Raw genomic sequence first — 17,952 nt, forward strand, 5'->3', positions numbered from 1 at the left:
CGGCCCCGAACCGCTGCAAGCTCCCCAGCCCTCATACAGCCAGCGAACTACCAGACACCCCACGTGACAAGACCAGCTAACAAAGCACTACTAGGCCGTGCTGAGCCGGGGCTAGTCGCGGTCGACGTGCTCGCGCAGGATCTTGCCGTTGGTCGCGTCGACGTCGAACGTCGTCTTGTACCAGTCGTCGGTCGTGACGACGTCGACCGACCAGATGAGCTTGTTGGCGTCGTCCTCGTCGAGGTGTACGGCGGTGACCGTGCCCTTCTTCTTGTCGGTGGCCGTCTGGACGGCCTGCTTGGGCACCTGCCGTGCCTTGCGGAGCCGGTCGGCGAGCTCGCGCTTGTCGTCGGCGTCCTGGTCCCGGTCGGCCTCGGACCGGGTCACCTTGCCGGTGACGGCGTCGACGTGGACCGTGCGGACGGTGCCGTCGGTGGTGGCGACCTCGGCGGCCCACAAGGGCGTGCCGGGGGCGGGGGTGCCGGGGCTGGGCGTGGCGGGGCTGGGGCTCGCGGCGGTCGCGCGCTTGAGGTCGATCTCCACGAGCTTGCCCTGCGGCACCTCGCCGACCGCCGTGGCGGCCGCCTTGTCCCAGGGGACCTTGGCCGCCGGGACCAGGGCCTTGCGGTCGGCCTGGTCCTGGGTGAAGGGCCGGCTCGGCGGCGCGTGCGTGGGGGTGGGCGCGGCGGCCCCGGCCCGGGTCGCCTCTTCGGCCCCGCAGGCGGTGACCAGCGCGGCGGAACCGGCGAGGGCGCACACGGCGGCGACGGCACGGATACGGAGGGTGCGGTTCGTCACGCTCATGTGGCCACCCGTACCGCCGGAGCGGGGCGGCCATGCGGAGTGGGCGGAAGCCGACCCGATCGGCCGAAGCCGTTGTCGCACACGCGAAAGAGCCCCCGCCCGATCCGGGCGGGGGCTCTCTCCGTACGGGCGGGTCAGCCCTCGCCGCCGAGGTCGATCTCCTCCGTGCGCTCCGCCGGGGTCTTGCCCAGCAGGGCCGTCTGGAGGGCGTGGGCGACGTCGTCGGCGGAGACCTGGTGCTTGCGGCCGTCGCCCTTGGTGATCATGACGCCGTCGAAGACGCCGTCCAGCAGGTCGTTGATCGCCTTCTTGTCGTACACCTCGACCAGGCGGCCGTTGACTGGCTTCATGGAGAGGATCTTCGGCAGCGAGCGGGCCGGACCGAACTGGATCTGCTTGCCACCGGCCTTGATCGTGACCAGGCCGGACATCGCGGGCTTGGCGAACTCGTTCATCGCCCGGTCCAGTTCGGCCTGGGTGATCGTCGGCTGCTTGGTGGTGACGGGGAGCTCGACGACGTTCTCCGTGCCCGTCTCGACGTGGGCGCGGTACGCGTCGCGCACCGAGATCATCGAGCGCGGGACGTCGAGCGACTTGCCGGCCCTGCCCGGGACCGCGACCGGCTTGTTCGGCTGGAAGGTGATCGTCCCCTCGGTGGCCGAGCCGGAGGCGCCCGCCAGGTCCGTCAGGGCGACGCTGAGCTTCTCCTCGTCGACCGGGAACACCGGCTGGGCCGCGCGCTCGGCGCCGAAGAGGGAGCCGATGACCGAGACGGGGTTGTAGTCGCTGCCCGCGGCCGCGCGGACCGTCTCCTCGGCGTCCAGGGACAGGCCCGCCTTGTCGGGGGCCAGCTCCTCCTTCTTGCCGCCCACGGACAGCTGGAGCGGGGCGGTGGCGCGCTTGCCGAAGGCGGTCTCCAGCTTCTGGACCGCCTCCTCCTTCGTACCGCCGCCGATGTCGACGCCGAGGACCGTGGTGCCCTTGGGGACCTCGGCGTGGTTGAGGAGCAGGCCGGCGCCGTACGCCACACCGGCCAGGCCCACGACGCCCGCGCCGAGCAGGACCAGCTTGGAGCGGCCCTTCTTCTTCGGGGCGGGGGCGGCCGCGGGGGCCGGTCGCGCGGGTGCCGGGGCGGCGGCGGGCTCCCCGGGGGCGTGGGTCGCGGCCACCTGGGCCGGGCCCGTCACCGGGAACGGCGAGGGGGACGGGGACGGCGCGCCGTGGTCGGCGGGGACCACCGGGAGGCCGCTGGTCAACGTGTCCCCGGAGACGTGCCCGCCCGACGGCGGACCCGCCGGGCCCCCCGGAGCCGGGGCCGGGGCGTAGGCGTGCTCCGCGGGCTCGGGTGCGGGCGGCTGCGGCGTCAGTACGGCGGTGTCGTCCGACATGCGCGGGACCGCGCCCATGGTGCCGGTCGCCGGGCCGGTGGTCGGCCCGCTGGGGCCGGGGCCGTAGTACGGCGGCGGCGCGTCATCCACCCCCACGAGGCCCCGGAGGGACGACACGGGCGCGGACGGCTCCGGCGCGGACGGCGTGGACGCGGCAGGCGGCGCGGACGCTGCGGGCGGCGCGGGCTCGGGGGCCGGTGCGGGCGGCTTGCGCGGGGCGAACCAGTCGCTCGCCGGCTTGTCCTGACCCTGGGCCTGTCCCTGTCCCTGCGCCGGTGCTGTCGCCCGGGCTTGGGCCTGCGCCTGCGTCGGCGCCTTCGGCGCCTCCTCCGCGGGCTCCGGCCTCGCCGCCTCCCGCGCCGGGGCTGCGGCCGCGGCACCGGCCCCGGCCTCCGCCTCGCTCATCGGCTTGCGCATGACGACCGGCGGGATCGGCCGCGAACCCGGGATGTTGATCCGGATGCGCGTCGTCAGCGTGGTCTCGGTCCTGGGCTCGTCCGGCTCCGCGGCGGTCCGGGCCGCCTCCTCCGGAGCGTCGTACTGGCGCGATCCGTACGGCGGTGTACCCGAGGGGTACGCGGCTCCGCCGCGCCCCTGGGGGCCGGAGGACGAACTGTCAGTTTCACGACTCAAAGCAGGTTCTCCCGGTTGGCTCCGCCGCCCGCACTCACACCCGCGGGCGCCCGGCGGCGCGCACCACCATACTGGCCGCCGCCGGAACGCACCCCTCGCCCAGGAGAACAGGAACGGTCATTCCGGACGAAGTCCGGCGGGTCCGGGCACGTCACACGCCAAGTCGGCCGCTCGGGCCGCCCGATGGCGGCACACGCACCATGGTGGCGCACATCACAGCGACGGCCATGCCGCCCAGCAGGTAGACCAGCTCGACGATGCCGCCCGCGAAGACCCCGTCGCCCTCCGGGCGGCCGCGGCTGAGCAGCAGGACGGCGGCGAGCCATCCCGCCCCGGCCGCGCCGACGCCCACCGGTGTGCCGGTGAGGCGCAGGGCGCCGTAGAAGAGCCCCGCGGTTCCCGCCAGCGCGAGCAGCAACCCGCCCGGCACCCAGCCGCCTTGGACCAGCGAGCCCGCGACGCCCACCAGGAAGCCCAGGACGGCGAGTCCGGCGTACGAGAGGGTGCGTGCGGCGCTCATGCCCCGGCCCCTTCCGCGAGCCCCGCGAGCCCCGCGAAGAGGTCGCGCTCCCGCTCCCCCGCGGGCGCGCCGGAGCGGCCCTGCGCCAACTGGTAGTACTCCGTGGTGAAGAGGGGCTGTCCCAGCTTGTTCGACAGCGCGAAGAACGCGCCCTCCACGGTGATTTGCGTGGCGTGCGCCCGCATCGCGGCCACCTTCCGCTCCGCGTACGCGCTCCCGTCGATCTCCGCCGTGACGAGCGCGTCGGCGAGCGCGTCGTTTACGAGACCGGGTACGTCCTCGACCGCCGCCGCCTCCGGGAAGGCGCCGGCCGCGCGCAGCCGCGCGAAGCCCTCCTCGGCGACCGCCCGCGGCACCCGGTTCCAGTAGATCTTGGCGATCTCGTGGGGGTCTCCGAGGTCGCGCCGGTAGGCCGGCTCGGCGGCCAGTTCGGCGGCGCGCATGGCGACCCGGTGGGCCTGGATGTGGTCGGGGTGGCCGTAGCCGCCGTCGGGGTCGTACGTGATGAGCACCTGCGGCCGTACGGAGCGGACGACCTCGACCAGGTACGGCGCGGCGTCGTCCACGTCCGTGTGCCAGAAGGCGCCGTCGCGGTGGTTCTGCGGGGCGCCCATCATCCCGGAGTCGCGGAAGCGGCCGGGCCCGCCCAGGAAGCGGTGGTCGGTGACGCCCAGCTCCTTCATCGCGGCGGCCAGTTCGCCGACGCGATGGGGGCCCAGCCGGTCCTCCCGGTCGGGTGCGAGATGGGCGAGGGCGGGCGGGATGACCTCGCCCTCCTCGCCCTGTGTGCAGGTCACGAGGGTGACCTGGGCGCCCTCGGCCGCGTACTTGGCCATCGTGGCGCCGTTGTTGATCGACTCGTCGTCGGGGTGCGCGTGCACCAGGAGCAGACGACGGGAGGGCTGTTCCGTCATACGGACACCCTAGAACGGACCAGCCACAAGGGGCCGCTCAGAACTTGATGCCGCCGATCATGCCGGCCACGTTGGTCGTCAGCTCACTGATGGTCGGCGCGATGGAGGAGCTCGCCAGGTAGAAGCCGAGCAGCATGCAGACGGCCGCGTGCCCGCCCTTCAGCCCGGACTTCTTGATCAGCAGGAAGACGACGATCGCCAGCAGCACAACCACCGAAATCGAGAGTGCCACGGCGGTTCACCTCCATAGATATTCACGTCGGACCGGGCAGCGCGCATGTGCCGGAGGGTACATACCCATCTGGCCGTACGGATCATAACTATCCGATCTCACGCATCGATCGGTGCACGGCAGCACATGGGGGCGCACGACCGCTAGTTTCGGACGCATGACCTCCAGGCAACAGACCTCAAGGCAACAGCTTTCGTTCCCCCGTCAGTACGCCAGGACCCAGCGCTTCACCCTCGGCGCGCCCCGGGCGTTCACCGTCTCACCCGACGGACACCGGGTCGTCTTCCTCCGCTCACCCGGCTCCACCCACCGCGCCCACCAGCTGTGGCTGCTCGATCTCGAGGGCGAGCCGCGCGAGCGCCTCGCCGCCGACCCGGAAGCGCTGCTCGGCGGCGCCGAGGAGCAGTTGCCGCCGGAGGAGCGGGCGCGCCGTGAGCGCAGCCGGGAGGGTGCCGGCGGCATCGTCGGCTACGCGGTGGACGCCGCCGTGGAGTTGGTGGCGTTCGCGCTGTCCGGGCGGCTGTACGCGGCGGAGCTGCGCGCCGGTACGGCGCGTGAACTGCCCGCGCGCGGACCGGTGATCGACCCGCGCCCCTCGCCCGACGGCCGGCACATCGCGTACGTGGCGCAGGGCGCGCTGCGGGTGACCGGCGCGGACGGGGAGGGCGACCGGGCCCTGGCGGAACCGGAGGGCGCGCACCTCACCTATGGGCTCGCGGAGTTCATCGCGGCCGAGGAGATGGGCCGCTCGCGCGGTTTCTGGTGGTCGCCGGAGTCGGACCGCCTGCTGGTCGCGCGGGTCGACGAGAGCGGCGTACAGCGCTGGTGGATCTCGGATCCGGCTCATCCGGACCGGGAGCCGTCCGAGGTGGCGTACCCGGCGGCGGGGACGGCCAACGCGGACGTACGGCTGTGCTTCGTGGGGCTGGACGGGTCCCGTACGGAAGTGGAGTGGGACCGGGCGCGCTACCCGTACCTGGCGCGGGTGCACTGGTCGTCGGCGGGCGCTCCGCTGCTGCTGGTGCAGGCGCGGGACCAGCGGACGCAGGCGTACCTGGCGGTGGACACGGAGTCCGGGGCGACGCGCACGGTGCACGTGGACGAGGACCCGGTGTGGCTGGAGCTGCTGCCGGGGGTGCCGGCCTGGGCTCCGGACGGGCGGCTGGTGCGGATCGCGGACGAGGCGGGGGCCCGGGTGCTGGCGGTGGGCGACCGCGCGCTGACCGGGGCGCAGACGCAGCTGCGGGCCGTGCTGGACGTCGGCGACAACGATGTGCTCGTCCAGGCGTCGGCCGGCGAGGAGGCGCCCGGACCGGACCCGGAAATTGGCGAGATTCATGTGTACCGGGTCAATGAACTCGGCATCGAAAGAGTGTCCGAGGGCCCGGGTGTCCACTCGGCGGTGCGGTCCGGTGCGGTGACGGTCCTGGCGTCGTCGCGGCCCCGCACGCCGGGGCAGACCGTGCGGGTGCTGCGCGACGGCAAGCCGGTGGCGGACATCGCCTCGTACGCCGAGACGCCGGTGCTCTCGCCGCGCCTGACGCTCACCGAGTCGGGCCCGCACCGCATCCCGTGCGCGGTGCTGCTGCCGCGCGCGTACGAGGAGGGCGACGGGCCGCTGCCGGTGCTGCTGGACCCGTACGGCGGGCCGCACGGGCAGCGGGTGCTGGCCGCGCACAACGCGCACCTGACGTCGCAGTGGTTCGCCGACCAGGGGTTCGCGGTGATCGTGGCGGACGGGCGGGGCGCGCCGGGGCGCTCGCCCGCCTGGGAGAAGGCGGTCAAGGACCGGCTGACGCTGACGCTGGACGACCAGGTCGAGGCGTTGCACGGGCTGGCGGACCGCTTTCCGCTGGACCTGGACCGGGTGGCGATCCGGGGCTGGTCGTTCGGCGGCCTGCTGGCCGGTCTGGCCGTGCTGCGGCGCCCGGACGTGTTCCACGCGGGGGTGGTGGGGGCGCCGGTGACCGACCAGCGCCTGTACGACACGCACTACACCGAGCGGTACCTCGGGATGCCGCAGGAGGCGCCGGAGGTGTACGAGGCGAACTCGTTGGTGGGTGACGACGGTCTGGTGGCACCGCAGGAGCCGGCCAGGCCGATGATGATCATCCATGGTCTGGTGGACGACAACGTGGTGATGGCCCATACGCTCCGGTTGTCGTCGGCGCTGCTGGCGGCGGGCCGGCCCCATGAGGTGCTGCCGCTGACGGGCGTGACGCACATGACGCCGCAGGAGCAAGTGGCCGAAAACCTGCTGCTGCTTCAGGTGGACTTCCTGAAGCGGTCACTGGGCCTGTCCTGATACGGCGACCGGCCGGGGCGACATCGCTGCGCCCCGGCCGGTCCACGGCACCCGCACGGCCGTACGCCCTCCAGGCTGGCGTGTCCGTATATCGGAACGAATTCCGCGCCGTTACCCGGCTGTTAATCCCTGAGCGACCGTCAGGCGAGTGGTTCCGGGGCCGCCACCACCCGTCTCTCCTCCGCGAAGTGGCAGGCCGAGGCGTGCCGCGCCGGGCCCTCCCGGTGCGCCAGCGGCACCGGCACGGCCAGCGGCGGCACCTCCTTGGCGCACGTGTCGCGCGCCTTCCAGCACCGGGTGCGGAACCGGCACCCCGAGGGCGGGTCGGCGGGGGACGGCACGTCGCCCGTGAGCAGGATCCGGTCCCCCCGCGCCGCCCGCGCCGCCGGGTCGGGCACCGGCACCGCCGACAGCAGGGCCTGGGTGTACGGGTGCGTGGGGTGGTCGTAGATCTCGGTGTCGGTGCCGGTCTCGACGATCCTGCCGAGGTACATCACGCCGACCCGGTCGGAGATGTGCCGCACGATCGACAGGTCGTGCGCGATGAAGACGTAGCTGAGGCCGAACTCGTCCTGGAGGCGGGCCAGCAGGTTGATCACCTGTGCCTGTACGGAGACGTCGAGGGCGGACACCGGCTCGTCGGCCACGATGATCTCGGGGCGCAGGGCGAGGCCGCGCGCGATGCCGATGCGCTGGCGCTGGCCGCCGGAGAACTGGTGCGGATAGCGGTTGATGTACTCGGGGTTGAGGCCGACGACGTCGAGCAGCTCCCGCACCCTGCGGCGCCGGTCGCCCTTCGGCGCGGCCTCGGGATGGATCTCGTACGGCTCGCCGACGATGTCGCCGACGGTCATGCGCGGGTTCAGGGAGGTGTACGGGTCCTGGAACACCATCTGGATGTTGCGGCGGACGGCCTTCAGGGCGCGGCCGGAGAGCCGGGTGATGTCCTCGCCCTTGTACAGGATCCGCCCGGCCGTGGGCCGTTCCAGGTTGACGAGCATCCGGGCGAGGGTGGACTTGCCGCAGCCGGACTCCCCCACGATGCCGAGCGTCTCGCCCGCGTCCAGGATGAAGTCGACGCCGTCGACGGCCTTGACGGCGCCGGTCTGCTTCTTGAAGAGGACGCCTCGGGTGAGGGGGTAGTGCTTGACGAGCCCGCGCACCTCAAGAATCGGCGGCATGGAGGGTCTCCTTCCAGAAGTGGCAGGCGCTGCCCCGCTCGTCGGACACCTCGTGGAGCGGCGGTTCGTCGATGCGGCACACGTCGCGGGCGCGCGGGCAGCGCGGGTGGAAGGGGCAGCCGGGCGGGATGTCCAGCAGGCTCGGCGGCATGCCTTTGATGGCGTACAGCTCCCTGCCCTTGTGGGTGAGGCGCGGGATCGAGTCGAGCAGCCCGGCGGTGTAGGGGTGAGCGGGTTCCTTGTAGAGGTCGTGGACGGGCGCGGTCTCGACGATCCGGCCCGCGTACATGACGGCGATCCGGTCGGCGACGTCGGCGACGACGCCGAGGTCGTGGGTGATGAGGATGAGCCCCATGCCGAGGTCGCGGCGCAGCTCGGCGAGGAGCTCCATGATCTGGGCCTGGACGGTGACGTCGAGGGCCGTGGTGGGCTCGTCGGCGATGATCAGGGCGGGTTCCAGCGCCATGGCCATGGCGATCATGATGCGCTGGCGCATGCCGCCGCTGAACTGGTGCGGGTACTGGCCGACCCGCTCTCGGGCCGCCGGGATGCGGACCCGGTCCATCAGCTCGACGGCCTTGGCGCGGGCGTCGCGCTTCGACATGCCGCGGTGGACGACGAACATCTCGCCGAGCTGGTCGCCCACGGTGAGCACGGGGTTGAGCGCCGACAGGGCGTCCTGGAAGACCATCGCCATCTCGGCGCCGCGGATCCGGCGCCGGGCCTCCTCCTTGAGGGTGAGCAGGTCGCGGCCCTTGAAGAGGATCTCGCCGCCCGTGATCCGGGCCGGCGGCGTGTCCAGGATGCCCATGACGGCCTGCGCGGTGACGGACTTGCCGGAGCCCGACTCACCGAGCACGGCGAGGGTCTCACCGGCGTCGACCGCGTACGAGACGCCGTTGACGGCCTTGGCGACCCCGTCGCGGGTACGGAACTCCACGCGCAGGTCGCGTACCTCCAGCAGGGTGTCGGACATGGTGGGGCTCCCTAGGGGGCGTCTAGCCGAGCTTGGGGTCGAGGGCGTCGCGGACCGCGTCGCCGAGCATGATGAAGGCGAGAACGGTGAGGGACAGGGCCCCGGCCGGCCACAGCAGCATGTGCGGGGCATTGCGGATCTGGGGTGCGGCGTTGGAGATGTCGATGCCCCAGGAGACGGTCGGCGGGCGCAGGCCGACGCCCAGGAAGGACAGCGTGGCCTCCAGGGCGATGTACGTGCCCAGGGCGATGGTCGCCACGACGATGACCGGCGCGACGGCGTTGGGCGCGACGTGGCGCAGCAGCATGCGGCCGCTGCCCGCGCCGAGCGCCCGGGCGGCCTGGACGTAGTCGTGCTCCCTGGCGGTGATGACGGCGCCGCGGGCGATGCGGGCGACCTGGGGCCAGCCGAGCAGCACGATGAAGCCGACCACCGGCCACACGGCGGAGCTGGTGACGACGGAGAGGAACACCAGGCCGCCGAGGACGACGGGGATGCCGAAGAACACGTCGGCGGTGCGCGACAGCAGCGCGTCCCACCAGCCGCCGAAGAAGCCGGCGAGCCCGCCGAGGAGGCTGCCCAGCAGCGCGGCGCCGAGGGTGGCGCAGACGCCGACGGTGATGGAGGCACGGGCGCCGTACACCGTACGGGTGTAGACGTCGCAGCCCTGGGTGTCGTACCCGAACGGGTGACCCGGCGCCGAGCCCTGCTGCGACTTGGACAGGTCGCAGCGGAGCGGGTCGCCGGAGGTGAGGATCTGCGGCCAGAGGGCGATCAGGACGAGGAAGACGATGAGGAGGGCGGAGACGACGAAGACGGGGTCGCGGCGCAGCTGGTGCCAGGCGTCGCTCCACAGGGAGCGGGGGCGGCGGCCGTCGGCGCGGAGCGACCCCGCTTCGCTGAGGGCGAGGTCCATGGCGCCGCCCGCGCCGGTCGGGGCGACGGCGTCGTGCCGGTCGAGGTCGGGTTCAGGCATAACGGATCCTCGGGTCCAGGACCGCGTACAGCAGGTCGACGAGCAGGTTCGCCACCAGGAAGACGATCACCAGGATCGTCACGAAGCCGACGACCGTGGGCGCGTTGTTGCGCAGGATGCCCTGGTAGAGCTGGTAGCCGACGCCGTGGATGTTGAAGATCCGCTCGGTGACGATGGCCCCGCCCATGAGCGAGCCGATGTCGGCGCCGATGAAGGTGACGACGGGGATGAGCGAGTTGCGCAGCACGTGCCGGGTGATGACGCGGTGGCGGGGCAGGCCCTTGGCGATGGCGGTGCGGACGTAGTCGGCGCGGATGTTCTCGGCGATGGACGTCCGGCTCAGGCGGGTGACGTACGCCAGTGACACCAGGGCCAGCACGGTGCCGGGCAGGATCAGCTCGTCGAGGCGGGCGTCCGGGGAGACCGAGGGGCGCACCCAGCCCCACTTCACGCCGAGCAGGTACTGGAGCAGGTAGCCGGAGACGAAGGTGGGGACGGAGATCACGACGAGGGTGAGGACGAGCAGGCCGGTGTCGAGGGGCCGGCCGCGCTTGAGGCCGCTGACGACGCCGAGGGTGACGCCGATGAGGACCTCGATGACGATGGCGACGAGGGTGAGGCGGAGGGTGACGGGGAAGGCCGAGGCCATCAGTTCCGTGACCCGGCGGCCGTTGAAGGCGGTGCCGAAGTCGCCCCGGAAGATCTGGCCCATGTAGAGCAGGTACTGCTTCCACAGGGGCTCGTCGAGGTGGAGTTCCGCGCGGATGCGGGCGGCGGTGGCGGGGTCGGGTTCGCGGTCGCCGAAGAGGGCGGCGACCGGGTCGCCGAGGGCGTACACCATGAAGAAGATGAGGAAGGTGCTGCCGATGAACACCGGGATCATCTGGAGCAGCCGCCGGATCACATACCGTCCCATGGGAGCTCCGGTCGTCGTCGGTCGCGGGCGGTGTCGGTCGCGGTGCGGGCGCGGGCGTCAGCCGACCTTGATCCGGTCGTAGACGGGGACGCTGAACTGGTTGAGGGCCACGTCGCTCAGGCGCTCGGAGTAGCCGGCGCTGCCGTTCTGGTACCAGAGCGGGATGACCGGCATCTGCTCGGCGAGGATCCGCTCGGCGGCCTGGAAGTCCTTGACCGCCTGGGCCTGGTCGGTCGTGCGGTTGGCCTTGTCGACGAGGGCGTCGAACCGCTGGTCGCTGAACTTGCCGTGGTTGGCGGAGCCGCCGGTGTAGTACAGCGGCTGCAGGAAGTTCTGGATGAGCGGGTAGTCGGCCTGCCAGCCGGAGCGGAAGGGGCCGGACATGCGGAAGGTCGTGGTGCGGCTGCGGTAGTCGGCGAAGGTGCCGACGGGGTCGACCGTGCAGACCGGGCCTTTGCCCAGCGCGTTGTTGACGCTGTTGCAGACGGCGTCCATCCAGGCGCGGTGCGAGCCGGTGTCGACGTTGGAGGTGAGCGTCAGCCGTCCGCCGGGCAGCCCGCCGCCCTCCTCGATGAGCTTCTTGGCCCGGGCGGGGTCGTACGCGCAGGCGTCGCCGCACAGCTGCGTGTGGCCGCCCTCGCGGCCGAGGGCCGGGGAGGTCCAGTCCTTCGCGGGGGTGCGGGTCCCCTGGTAGATCTGGCGGGTGATCTCGTCGCGGTTGATGGCCATGGACAGGCCGCGGCGGACCTTCTCCATGCCGGGCTTGGACCACTCCGGCCGGTACATCGGGAAGGCGAGGGTCTGGAGGATGAGGGCGGGCTGGTTGATGTAGCGGTCGCCGAGGTCGGCGGCCGCGTTCTTCAGCGCTTGCGCGGGTACGTCGTCGACGAGGTCGAGGTTGCCCGCCATCAGGTCGGTGTAGGCGGTGTTGTTGTCGGTGTAGACGACGAGGTCCACGCCGCCGTTGTGCGCCTTGTCGGGGCCGGGGTAACCGTCCCAACGGCGCAGCTTCATGGCGGAGCCCTTCTGGTACGACTCCACGGCGTAGGGGCCGTTGCCGACGGGCTTGTCCAGCCAGCCGTCGTGGTCAGTGAAGAAGGCGCGGGGCAGGGGGACGAAGGCGTGGTAGCCGAGGGTCTCGGGCCAGGTGGAGAAGGTGTCCTTGAGGGCCACGGTGAAGGTGCGGTCGTCCTTGACGACCAGTCCGCTCATGGTCTTGGCCCGGGGGGCGCCGGAGGCGGGGTGGACGTCGTCGTAGCCGACGATGTCGCTGAAGAAGGGCGCGTTGTTCTGCTTGTTGTCGAGGTGGGCGGCGTAGTTCCAGGCGTCGACGAAGGAGCGGGCGGTGACGGGCTCGCCGTTGCTGAAGGTCCAGCCGGGCTTGAGGGTGATGGTGAAGTTCCTGGAGTCGGTCGTCCCGATCTTCTCGGCCACGAGGTCGTGGGCCTGGCCGGTCTCGGGGTCGTACCGCTTGAGGCCGCGGAAGACCATGTCGAGGACCTTGCCGCCCTGGACCTCGTTGGTGTTGGCCGGCTCGATGAGGTTCTGCGGGTCGCCCCAGGAGGAGCGCACGATCCCGTCGGCGCCCCCGCCGGCGGCGCCACCGCCGCAGGCGGTCGCCGCGAGGGCGACGGCCACGGCGCATGCGGCCGACCTGACGTGCGTGGCTCCGCGCATGGGGTGCCTCCCGTGGGGGTCGTCGGTCCCCGGGGCCTCGGTCCTCGGCCTCGCCCGCTCCTCGGTCCTCGCTCCCGGCCTGGACCCACATACCACCCCATACCGGGCGGCCCCGCACGCCCATCGCGTCCGCAGGGGTGGCAAGCGCACGCAGAAGGGCCCCGTACCGCCGTGGCTCGCGGCGGTACGGGGCCCTTCGGGCGGCGGGTGCTTACACCGTCTTCTTCGGCGTCGCCTCGGCCTCCAGGGCCGCCAGCGCCGGGTCGAGGACGATGTCCTCGCCGCGCGCCTCGGTCGTCGGCTCCTCCGGGAAGTGGCACGCCGTCAGGTGCCCCTCGCGGTTGCCCTCGACCCGGACGAGCGGCGGCTCCTCGCTCGCGCAGATGTCCTGCGCCTTCCAGCACCGCGTACGGAAGCGGCAGCCGGACGGCGGCATGATCGGCGACGGCACGTCGCCGTAGAGGCGGATGCGCTCCCGGCGCTCGGTGTCGAGGTCCGCCTCCGGCACGGCCGACAGCAGCGCGTGCGTGTACGGGTGGCGCGGGCGGTTGTAGAGCGAGTCGCGGTCCGCGACCTCCACCACCTTGCCCAGGTACATCACGGCCACGCGCTCGGAGAAGTGGCGTACGACGGCGAGGTCGTGCGCGATGAACACGAACGCGATGCCCATGTCCCGCTGGAGGTCCTGGAGCAGGTTGACGACCTGCGCCTGGATGGACACGTCCAGCGCGGAGACCGGCTCGTCCGCGACGATCAGCTTCGGCTCCAGGGCGAGCGCCCGGGCCACGCCGATGCGCTGGCGCTGACCGCCCGAGAACTCGTGCGGGAAGCGGTTGTAGTGCTCCGGGTTGAGCCCGACGATCTCCAGCAGCTCCCGGACCCGCTTCTCACGGCCGCCGGGCGGGTTGATGCCGTTGATCTCCATCGGCCCGGAGATGATCGTGCCGACGGTCTGCCGCGGGTTCAGCGACGCGTACGGGTCCTGGAAGATCATCTGGATCTCGGACCGGATCGGCGCCAGCTGCCTGCGCTTGGCGTGCGTGATGTCCTGGCCGCGGTAGGTGATGGTGCCGCCGGTCGGCTCCAGCAGACGCGTCAGGAGCCTGCCGGTGGTCGACTTGCCGCAGCCGGACTCGCCCACCAGGCCCAGGCTCTCGCCGGGGTAGACGGCCAGGTCCACGCCGTCGACGGCCTGGACCGCGCCCACCTTCCGCTTGATGGGGAAGCCCCCCATGATCGGGAAGTGCTTGGTCAGTCCTTTGGTCTCCAGCAGCGGCTCGGCCGATGACCGGTCGCGCTGCTGCGGGACCGCCTCGCCGGCGTCCTTGGTGGTGTTGTTCTCGCTCATGGTCTTAGCCCCAGTCGCCGGTCGTCAGCCCAGCCGGGGCTGAATCGTCTCGATGAAAACCTGCTGCTTCCGCTCGGCCGCGATGTGGCACGCCGAGCCCCGTCCCACGGGCAGCAGCGGGCGTTCGGTCACGCAGCGGTCCCCGTCGACCAGGTCCCGGAACTCGCACCGCGGGTGGAACGGGCAACCGGTCGGCGGGTTCAGCAGGCTCGGCGGGGAACCGGGGATCGGCCGCAGCGGCTCGCCGACGTCCCCCGACAGGCGGGGCATGGAGCTGAGCAGACCCCAGGTGTACGGGTGCTGGGGCGCCTTGAGCACCTCGCGCACGGAACCGCGCTCCACGGCCCGGCCGGCGTACATCACCAGCAGGTCGTCGGCCATGTTGGCGACGACGCCGAGGTCGTGCGTGATCAGGATGATCGCGGAGCCGAACTCCTGCTGGAGGTCCTTGAGCAGGTCGAGGATCTGCGCCTGCACGGTCACGTCGAGGGCCGTGGTGGGCTCGTCGGCGATGAGCAGCGCGGGGTTGCAGACCAGCGACATGGCGATCATGGCGCGCTGGCGCATACCGCCGGAGAACTGGTGCGGGTAGTCGTCGACGCGCGTCTCGGGCGACGGGATGCCGACCTTGCCGAGCATCTCGATGGCCCGGTCGCGGGCCTCCTTCTTGCTGGCGCCGGTGTGCTTGCGGAACGGCTCCGAGATCTGGCGGCCGATCGTGTAGTACGGCGACAGGGCGGTCAGCGCGTCCTGGAAGATCATCGCCATCTTGTTGCCGCGCAGCGTCTCCAGCCGCTTGGTCGAGGCGTCGGTGATCTCCTCGCCGTCCAGCTCGATGGAGCCGGTGATGGTGGTGGAGCGGGGGTTGTGCAGGCCCAGGATGGACAGGTTGGTCACCGACTTGCCGGAGCCCGACTCGCCCACGATGCCCAGGGTCTTGCCGCGCATGAGGTCGAAGGAGAGCCCGTCCACGGCCTTGACGATGCCGTCCTCGGTGGAGAACTGGACACGCAGGTCGCGCACCGACAGGAACGCGTCCGACTCGGTCGGGGCCGGGGCGTCCTCGGTCTTGGTGAGTGTGGTCACGGTCGTTCTCCTAGGACAGACGCACGCGCGGGTCGATGATGGCGTACAGCGCGTCCACGATGATGTTGAACATGAGGATGAGGGCGGCGCTGAAGACCATGACACCCATGGTCAGCGGCAGGTCCTTGTCGATGACCGAGTCACGGGCGAGGCGGCCGATGCCCGCCAGGCCGAAGGTGAGCTCCGTGACCATCGCGCCGCCGAACAGCGCGCCCAGGTCCATGCCGAGGATGGTGACGATCGGGATCAGCGAACCGCGCCACGCGTAGCGGAAGAAGACGAAGCGGCCCGACATGCCCTTGGCTCGGGCGGCGCGGACGTGCTCCTCCTGGAGCTGCTCGATCATCGTGGAGCGGGCCATACGCGTGTAGTTGGCGGTGAAGATCACCGACATGACCAGCCACGGGATCAGCAGACCCATGAACCATCCGCCGGGGCTCTCGCTGAACGGCACGTACTTCGGCTTGTCGAGCCAGCCGGTGCTGTAGACGAAGATGCCCATCACGACCGGGCCGAGGAAGTAGATCTGCAGCGAGGACAGCACCAGCGAGCCGCCGCTGAAGACCTTGTCGACCGCGGTGCCCCTGCGCCAGGCGGCGATCATGCCGGCGGCGAGACCGACCGTGAGGAAGACCACGAGGCCGCCGAGGGAGAGCGAGACCGTCAGCGGGAGACGGTCGATGATCGTGTCCCACACCATCTGCTGGTTGTCGAAGGAGACACCGAAGCACGGGGCCGCGCAGTGGCCGACCGAGAATTCCCGCCCGACGAAGATGCCGACCATGTAGTTCCAGAACTGCACCGGCACCGGCTGGTCCAGGCCCAGGTTCTTGTGGATGATCGCCAGCGCGTCGGGCGTGCAGTTCTTGCCGCATGCCAGCAGGGCGGGGTCCTGCGGGATGGCGAAGAACATGAAGAAGGTGAAGGCGCTGATCAAGAAGAGGATCAGGACTGCGCCGAGCGTCCGGCGCAGAAGGAATCGAAGCATGGCTGGTCGCTGCTCTCAGGACGGCGGCTGTGAGGGGTCGTGCGGGGGCCGGGGTTCTCCGGGGGTGTGCGCTCCGCCGGGCGCACACCCCCGGAAAGCCGGCCTGCCTGAGCTGTCGTTACTTCTTCAGGTACAGGCGCGTGACGTCGATGACGCTCATCTCGGTGGAGTAGCGCGCACCGCCCACGTTGGAGCCCTGAATCTGCAGCGACTTGGTGAAGTACAGCGGCGCCGCGGGGTTGATGCGCTCCACGATGTCGTGGTGCAGCGCGGTCCACGCCTTCTGGGCCTCGGCCGGGTCCGTGATCTTCTTGATCCGGGCGATCTCGGCGTTCACCTTCGGGTCGTTGATGTGGGAGTACACCGACGAACCGTCCTGCAGCTGCGTACCGTCGAACAGCGGCGGGATGACCGTGGACATGGACGGCCAGTCCTGGCCCCAGCCGGTCATGTAGAGGTCGAGACCGTTGTTGACCTTGCCGACCTGCTCGTACCAGGTGGAGCCGTCGATCTCCTTCTTCTGGACGTCGAGACCGATCTTGGTGAGCGCGTTCTCGATGACGACGGCCTGCTGCTGGCGCTTCGGCGTGTTGGCGTAGGCGTAGACGACCTTCTTGCCCTCGGCGCCCGCCTCCTTGATCAGCTTCTTGGCCTTCTCGATGTCACCGAGCGGCTTCTTCAGCTTGCCGAAGGGGTCGTAGTCCTTCTCGAAGCCCGGCACGGTGGGGGCGATCAGGCCGGTGGCGATCTCGCCGCCGTACGCGCCGCCGTCAGGCTGGAAGACGTTCGCGTTCGGCATCGCCAGGGCGATGGCGTCGCGGACCTTCTTGTCCTTCATCCGGTCGAGGTTGAAGTTCAGCTGCCAGACGTAGGGCTGGTAGCCCTGGATGGTGCGCTTCTTCGCCTCGGCGTTCGAGATGACGTTGCGGACCTGGGTCGTGGCGACCGTGCCGGTCAGCTGGACGGCGTTCTGGGCCTCGCCGCGGTCGGCCAGGATGGCCTTGGTCTGGGCCTCGTCGTCCATGTTGAACGTGATGTTGAAGCCGTCGACGTACTGGTGGCGGACCGAGTCGGTCTTCGGGTCCCAGTGCGTGTTCTTGACGAGCTTCATCGACTTGCCCGGCTTGAACTCGGCGATCTTGTACGGGCCGAGGGCGGACGGCGCGGTGTCGTACTTCTCCTTGGTGTCGGCCTTCTGCGGCACGATGGAGTAGCCGACCATGGCGAGCGCCTGCGGGAGGTCGGACTGGGGCTCCTTGAACTTGAAGACGACCGTCTTCGGGTCCGGAGTCGCCAGCACGCTGTCCGGCAGGTGCTTGCCCTTGTACGGACCGTCGGGCAGGGCCTTGCGGTACGTGGTGCCCTCGCCGGAGAGCCAGTTCTGCAGGTAGATCGGGCCGTCGCTGATGAACGGCGCGTACAGGCGCTCGATGCTGTGACGGACGTCGGCCGAGGTGATCTCGTTGCCGTTCTGGTCCTTCACACCGCTCTTGAGGGTGTAGGTCCAGGTCTTGCCGCCGTCGGTCGTCTTGCCGGCGTCGGTGGCGATGTCACCGACGACGGTGAGCTTGCCCTTGTCGTCCTCCTGGTACTGCGTCAGACCGCGGTGGAGGAGGCGGCCGAGGGCACGGCCGTCGCTCACGTAGGTCTGGCCCGGGTCCAGGTGCGAGAAGTCGTCCGTCTGGTAGATGTTGATCGTGCCGCCGGGCTTGGCGCCCGGGACCTCGGCCGCCGGACCGGTCGACGCCTTGGCGTCACCGAAGGAGACGGCCGCGGCCTGCTTGGCGGCTTCCTCCTTGCTGTGTCCCTTGGACTCGGAGCCGGCCTTTTCGTTGCTGCTGCAACCCGTCAGCGCCAGCGAGCCGGCCGCCAGGGCGACCACGGCAGCACGTGCCGCGCGCGTGCCAAAGATGCTCATGGTGATGAGTACCTATCTGTCAGTAGTGATCCAACTGTGCTGTCCGGGTACACCGCACGAAGGCGGCGGGGTGACAGCTATCCCGCTGGT

General features: G+C 71.0%; 15 protein-coding genes. 1 reads left to right on the forward strand and 14 read right to left on the reverse strand.

Annotation, left to right across the window (positions count from 1 at the left end):
- Positions 1-111 precede the first annotated feature (111 nt).
- The 5 genes from ACIRNI_RS31385 to ACIRNI_RS31405 form a co-directional block, all read right to left on the reverse strand.
- Entirely contained in the window at positions 112-804 is a 693-nt protein-coding gene (locus tag ACIRNI_RS31385; protein ID WP_403556703.1) for a PepSY domain-containing protein, read from the reverse strand.
- Between the two features lie 134 nt (positions 805-938).
- The gene (locus tag ACIRNI_RS31390) at positions 939-2,825 is read right to left on the reverse strand and encodes a hypothetical protein (RefSeq protein ID WP_403556705.1); all 1,887 of its coding nucleotides are present in this window, start codon (positions 2,823-2,825) and stop codon (positions 939-941) included.
- Between the two features lie 151 nt (positions 2,826-2,976).
- The gene (locus tag ACIRNI_RS31395; RefSeq protein WP_403556707.1) at positions 2,977-3,345 is read right to left on the reverse strand and encodes a DUF6113 family protein; all 369 of its coding nucleotides are present in this window, start codon (positions 3,343-3,345) and stop codon (positions 2,977-2,979) included.
- Complete coding sequence (gene mshB, locus ACIRNI_RS31400; protein WP_403556709.1) at positions 3,342-4,259, reverse strand: N-acetyl-1-D-myo-inositol-2-amino-2-deoxy-alpha-D-glucopyranoside deacetylase; 918 nt, start codon at positions 4,257-4,259, stop codon at positions 3,342-3,344. The genes ACIRNI_RS31395 and mshB overlap by 4 nt, the downstream gene beginning before the upstream one ends.
- A gap of 37 nt (positions 4,260-4,296) precedes the next feature.
- Positions 4,297-4,491, reverse strand: a complete 195-nt coding sequence (locus ACIRNI_RS31405) for a hypothetical protein (RefSeq protein WP_355364084.1) — start codon at positions 4,489-4,491, stop codon at positions 4,297-4,299.
- A 157-nt stretch (positions 4,492-4,648) separates the two neighbouring features.
- Between ACIRNI_RS31405 and ACIRNI_RS31410 the strand changes: the two genes are divergently transcribed.
- Positions 4,649-6,796, forward strand: a complete 2,148-nt coding sequence (locus ACIRNI_RS31410) for a prolyl oligopeptidase family serine peptidase (RefSeq protein ID WP_403556711.1) — start codon at positions 4,649-4,651, stop codon at positions 6,794-6,796.
- A gap of 140 nt (positions 6,797-6,936) precedes the next feature.
- Here ACIRNI_RS31410 and ACIRNI_RS31415 read toward each other — a convergent pair whose 3' ends face one another.
- The 9 genes from ACIRNI_RS31415 to ACIRNI_RS31455 all read right to left on the reverse strand — a co-directional run bounded on the left by ACIRNI_RS31415 (position 6,937) and on the right by ACIRNI_RS31455 (position 17,862).
- Positions 6,937-7,977 (reverse strand): ABC transporter ATP-binding protein, encoded by a 1,041-nt coding sequence (locus ACIRNI_RS31415; protein WP_403556713.1) that lies wholly within the window; start codon positions 7,975-7,977, stop codon positions 6,937-6,939.
- On the reverse strand, positions 7,961-8,953 hold the full coding sequence (locus ACIRNI_RS31420; RefSeq protein WP_403556715.1) for an ABC transporter ATP-binding protein: 993 nt from the start codon (positions 8,951-8,953) through the stop codon (positions 7,961-7,963). Before ACIRNI_RS31420 ends, ACIRNI_RS31415 begins: the two co-directional genes overlap by 17 nt.
- A gap of 22 nt (positions 8,954-8,975) precedes the next feature.
- Positions 8,976-9,929: an ABC transporter permease gene (locus ACIRNI_RS31425; protein ID WP_403556717.1), complete on the reverse strand. Its 954-nt coding sequence runs from the start codon at positions 9,927-9,929 to the stop codon at positions 8,976-8,978.
- A complete protein-coding gene (locus ACIRNI_RS31430) occupies positions 9,922-10,845 on the reverse strand; it encodes an ABC transporter permease (protein WP_403556719.1) in 924 nt (307 codons plus the stop codon). Before ACIRNI_RS31430 ends, ACIRNI_RS31425 begins: the two co-directional genes overlap by 8 nt.
- Before the next feature lie 57 nt (positions 10,846-10,902).
- On the reverse strand, positions 10,903-12,522 hold the full coding sequence (locus ACIRNI_RS31435) for an ABC transporter substrate-binding protein (protein ID WP_403556720.1): 1,620 nt from the start codon (positions 12,520-12,522) through the stop codon (positions 10,903-10,905).
- Positions 12,523-12,733: 211 nt separating this feature from the next.
- Positions 12,734-13,870, reverse strand: a complete 1,137-nt coding sequence (locus tag ACIRNI_RS31440; RefSeq protein ID WP_403556722.1) for an ABC transporter ATP-binding protein — start codon at positions 13,868-13,870, stop codon at positions 12,734-12,736.
- 24 nt (positions 13,871-13,894) lie between these two features.
- On the reverse strand, positions 13,895-14,956 hold the full coding sequence (locus ACIRNI_RS31445; RefSeq protein ID WP_403556724.1) for an ABC transporter ATP-binding protein: 1,062 nt from the start codon (positions 14,954-14,956) through the stop codon (positions 13,895-13,897).
- 10 nt (positions 14,957-14,966) lie between these two features.
- Positions 14,967-15,944, reverse strand: a complete 978-nt coding sequence (locus ACIRNI_RS31450) for an ABC transporter permease (RefSeq protein WP_403556726.1) — start codon at positions 15,942-15,944, stop codon at positions 14,967-14,969.
- 118 nt (positions 15,945-16,062) lie between these two features.
- Positions 16,063-17,862 carry an ABC transporter substrate-binding protein gene (locus ACIRNI_RS31455; protein WP_403556728.1) on the reverse strand — a complete coding sequence of 600 codons (1,800 nt, stop codon included), beginning with the start codon at positions 17,860-17,862 and terminating at the stop codon, positions 16,063-16,065.
- Between the last annotated feature and the right edge of the window lie 90 nt (positions 17,863-17,952).

It is taken from the genome of Streptomyces sp. NPDC093546, from assembly GCF_044765045.1.
In the GTDB taxonomy this organism is placed as follows: domain Bacteria; phylum Actinomycetota; class Actinomycetes; order Streptomycetales; family Streptomycetaceae; genus Streptomyces.

Excerpts from the sequence above, each read along its gene's own strand:
- ACIRNI_RS31385 (WP_403556703.1), bottom strand. The coding sequence starts at position 804 with ATGAGCGTGACGAACCGCACCCTCCGTATCCGTGCCGTCGCCGCCGTG.
- ACIRNI_RS31395 (WP_403556707.1), bottom strand. The coding sequence starts at position 3,345 with ATGAGCGCCGCACGCACCCTCTCGTACGCCGGACTCGCCGTCCTGGGC.
- mshB (WP_403556709.1), bottom strand. The coding sequence starts at position 4,259 with ATGACGGAACAGCCCTCCCGTCGTCTGCTCCTGGTGCACGCGCACCCC.
- ACIRNI_RS31410 (WP_403556711.1), top strand. The coding sequence starts at position 4,649 with ATGACCTCCAGGCAACAGACCTCAAGGCAACAGCTTTCGTTCCCCCGT.
- ACIRNI_RS31415 (WP_403556713.1), bottom strand. The coding sequence starts at position 7,977 with ATGCCGCCGATTCTTGAGGTGCGCGGGCTCGTCAAGCACTACCCCCTC.
- ACIRNI_RS31420 (WP_403556715.1), bottom strand. The coding sequence starts at position 8,953 with ATGTCCGACACCCTGCTGGAGGTACGCGACCTGCGCGTGGAGTTCCGT.
- ACIRNI_RS31425 (WP_403556717.1), bottom strand. The coding sequence starts at position 9,929 with ATGCCTGAACCCGACCTCGACCGGCACGACGCCGTCGCCCCGACCGGC.
- ACIRNI_RS31430 (WP_403556719.1), bottom strand. The coding sequence starts at position 10,845 with ATGGGACGGTATGTGATCCGGCGGCTGCTCCAGATGATCCCGGTGTTC.
- ACIRNI_RS31435 (WP_403556720.1), bottom strand. The coding sequence starts at position 12,522 with ATGCGCGGAGCCACGCACGTCAGGTCGGCCGCATGCGCCGTGGCCGTC.
- ACIRNI_RS31440 (WP_403556722.1), bottom strand. The coding sequence starts at position 13,870 with ATGAGCGAGAACAACACCACCAAGGACGCCGGCGAGGCGGTCCCGCAG.
- ACIRNI_RS31450 (WP_403556726.1), bottom strand. The coding sequence starts at position 15,944 with ATGCTTCGATTCCTTCTGCGCCGGACGCTCGGCGCAGTCCTGATCCTC.
- ACIRNI_RS31455 (WP_403556728.1), bottom strand. The coding sequence starts at position 17,862 with ATGAGCATCTTTGGCACGCGCGCGGCACGTGCTGCCGTGGTCGCCCTG.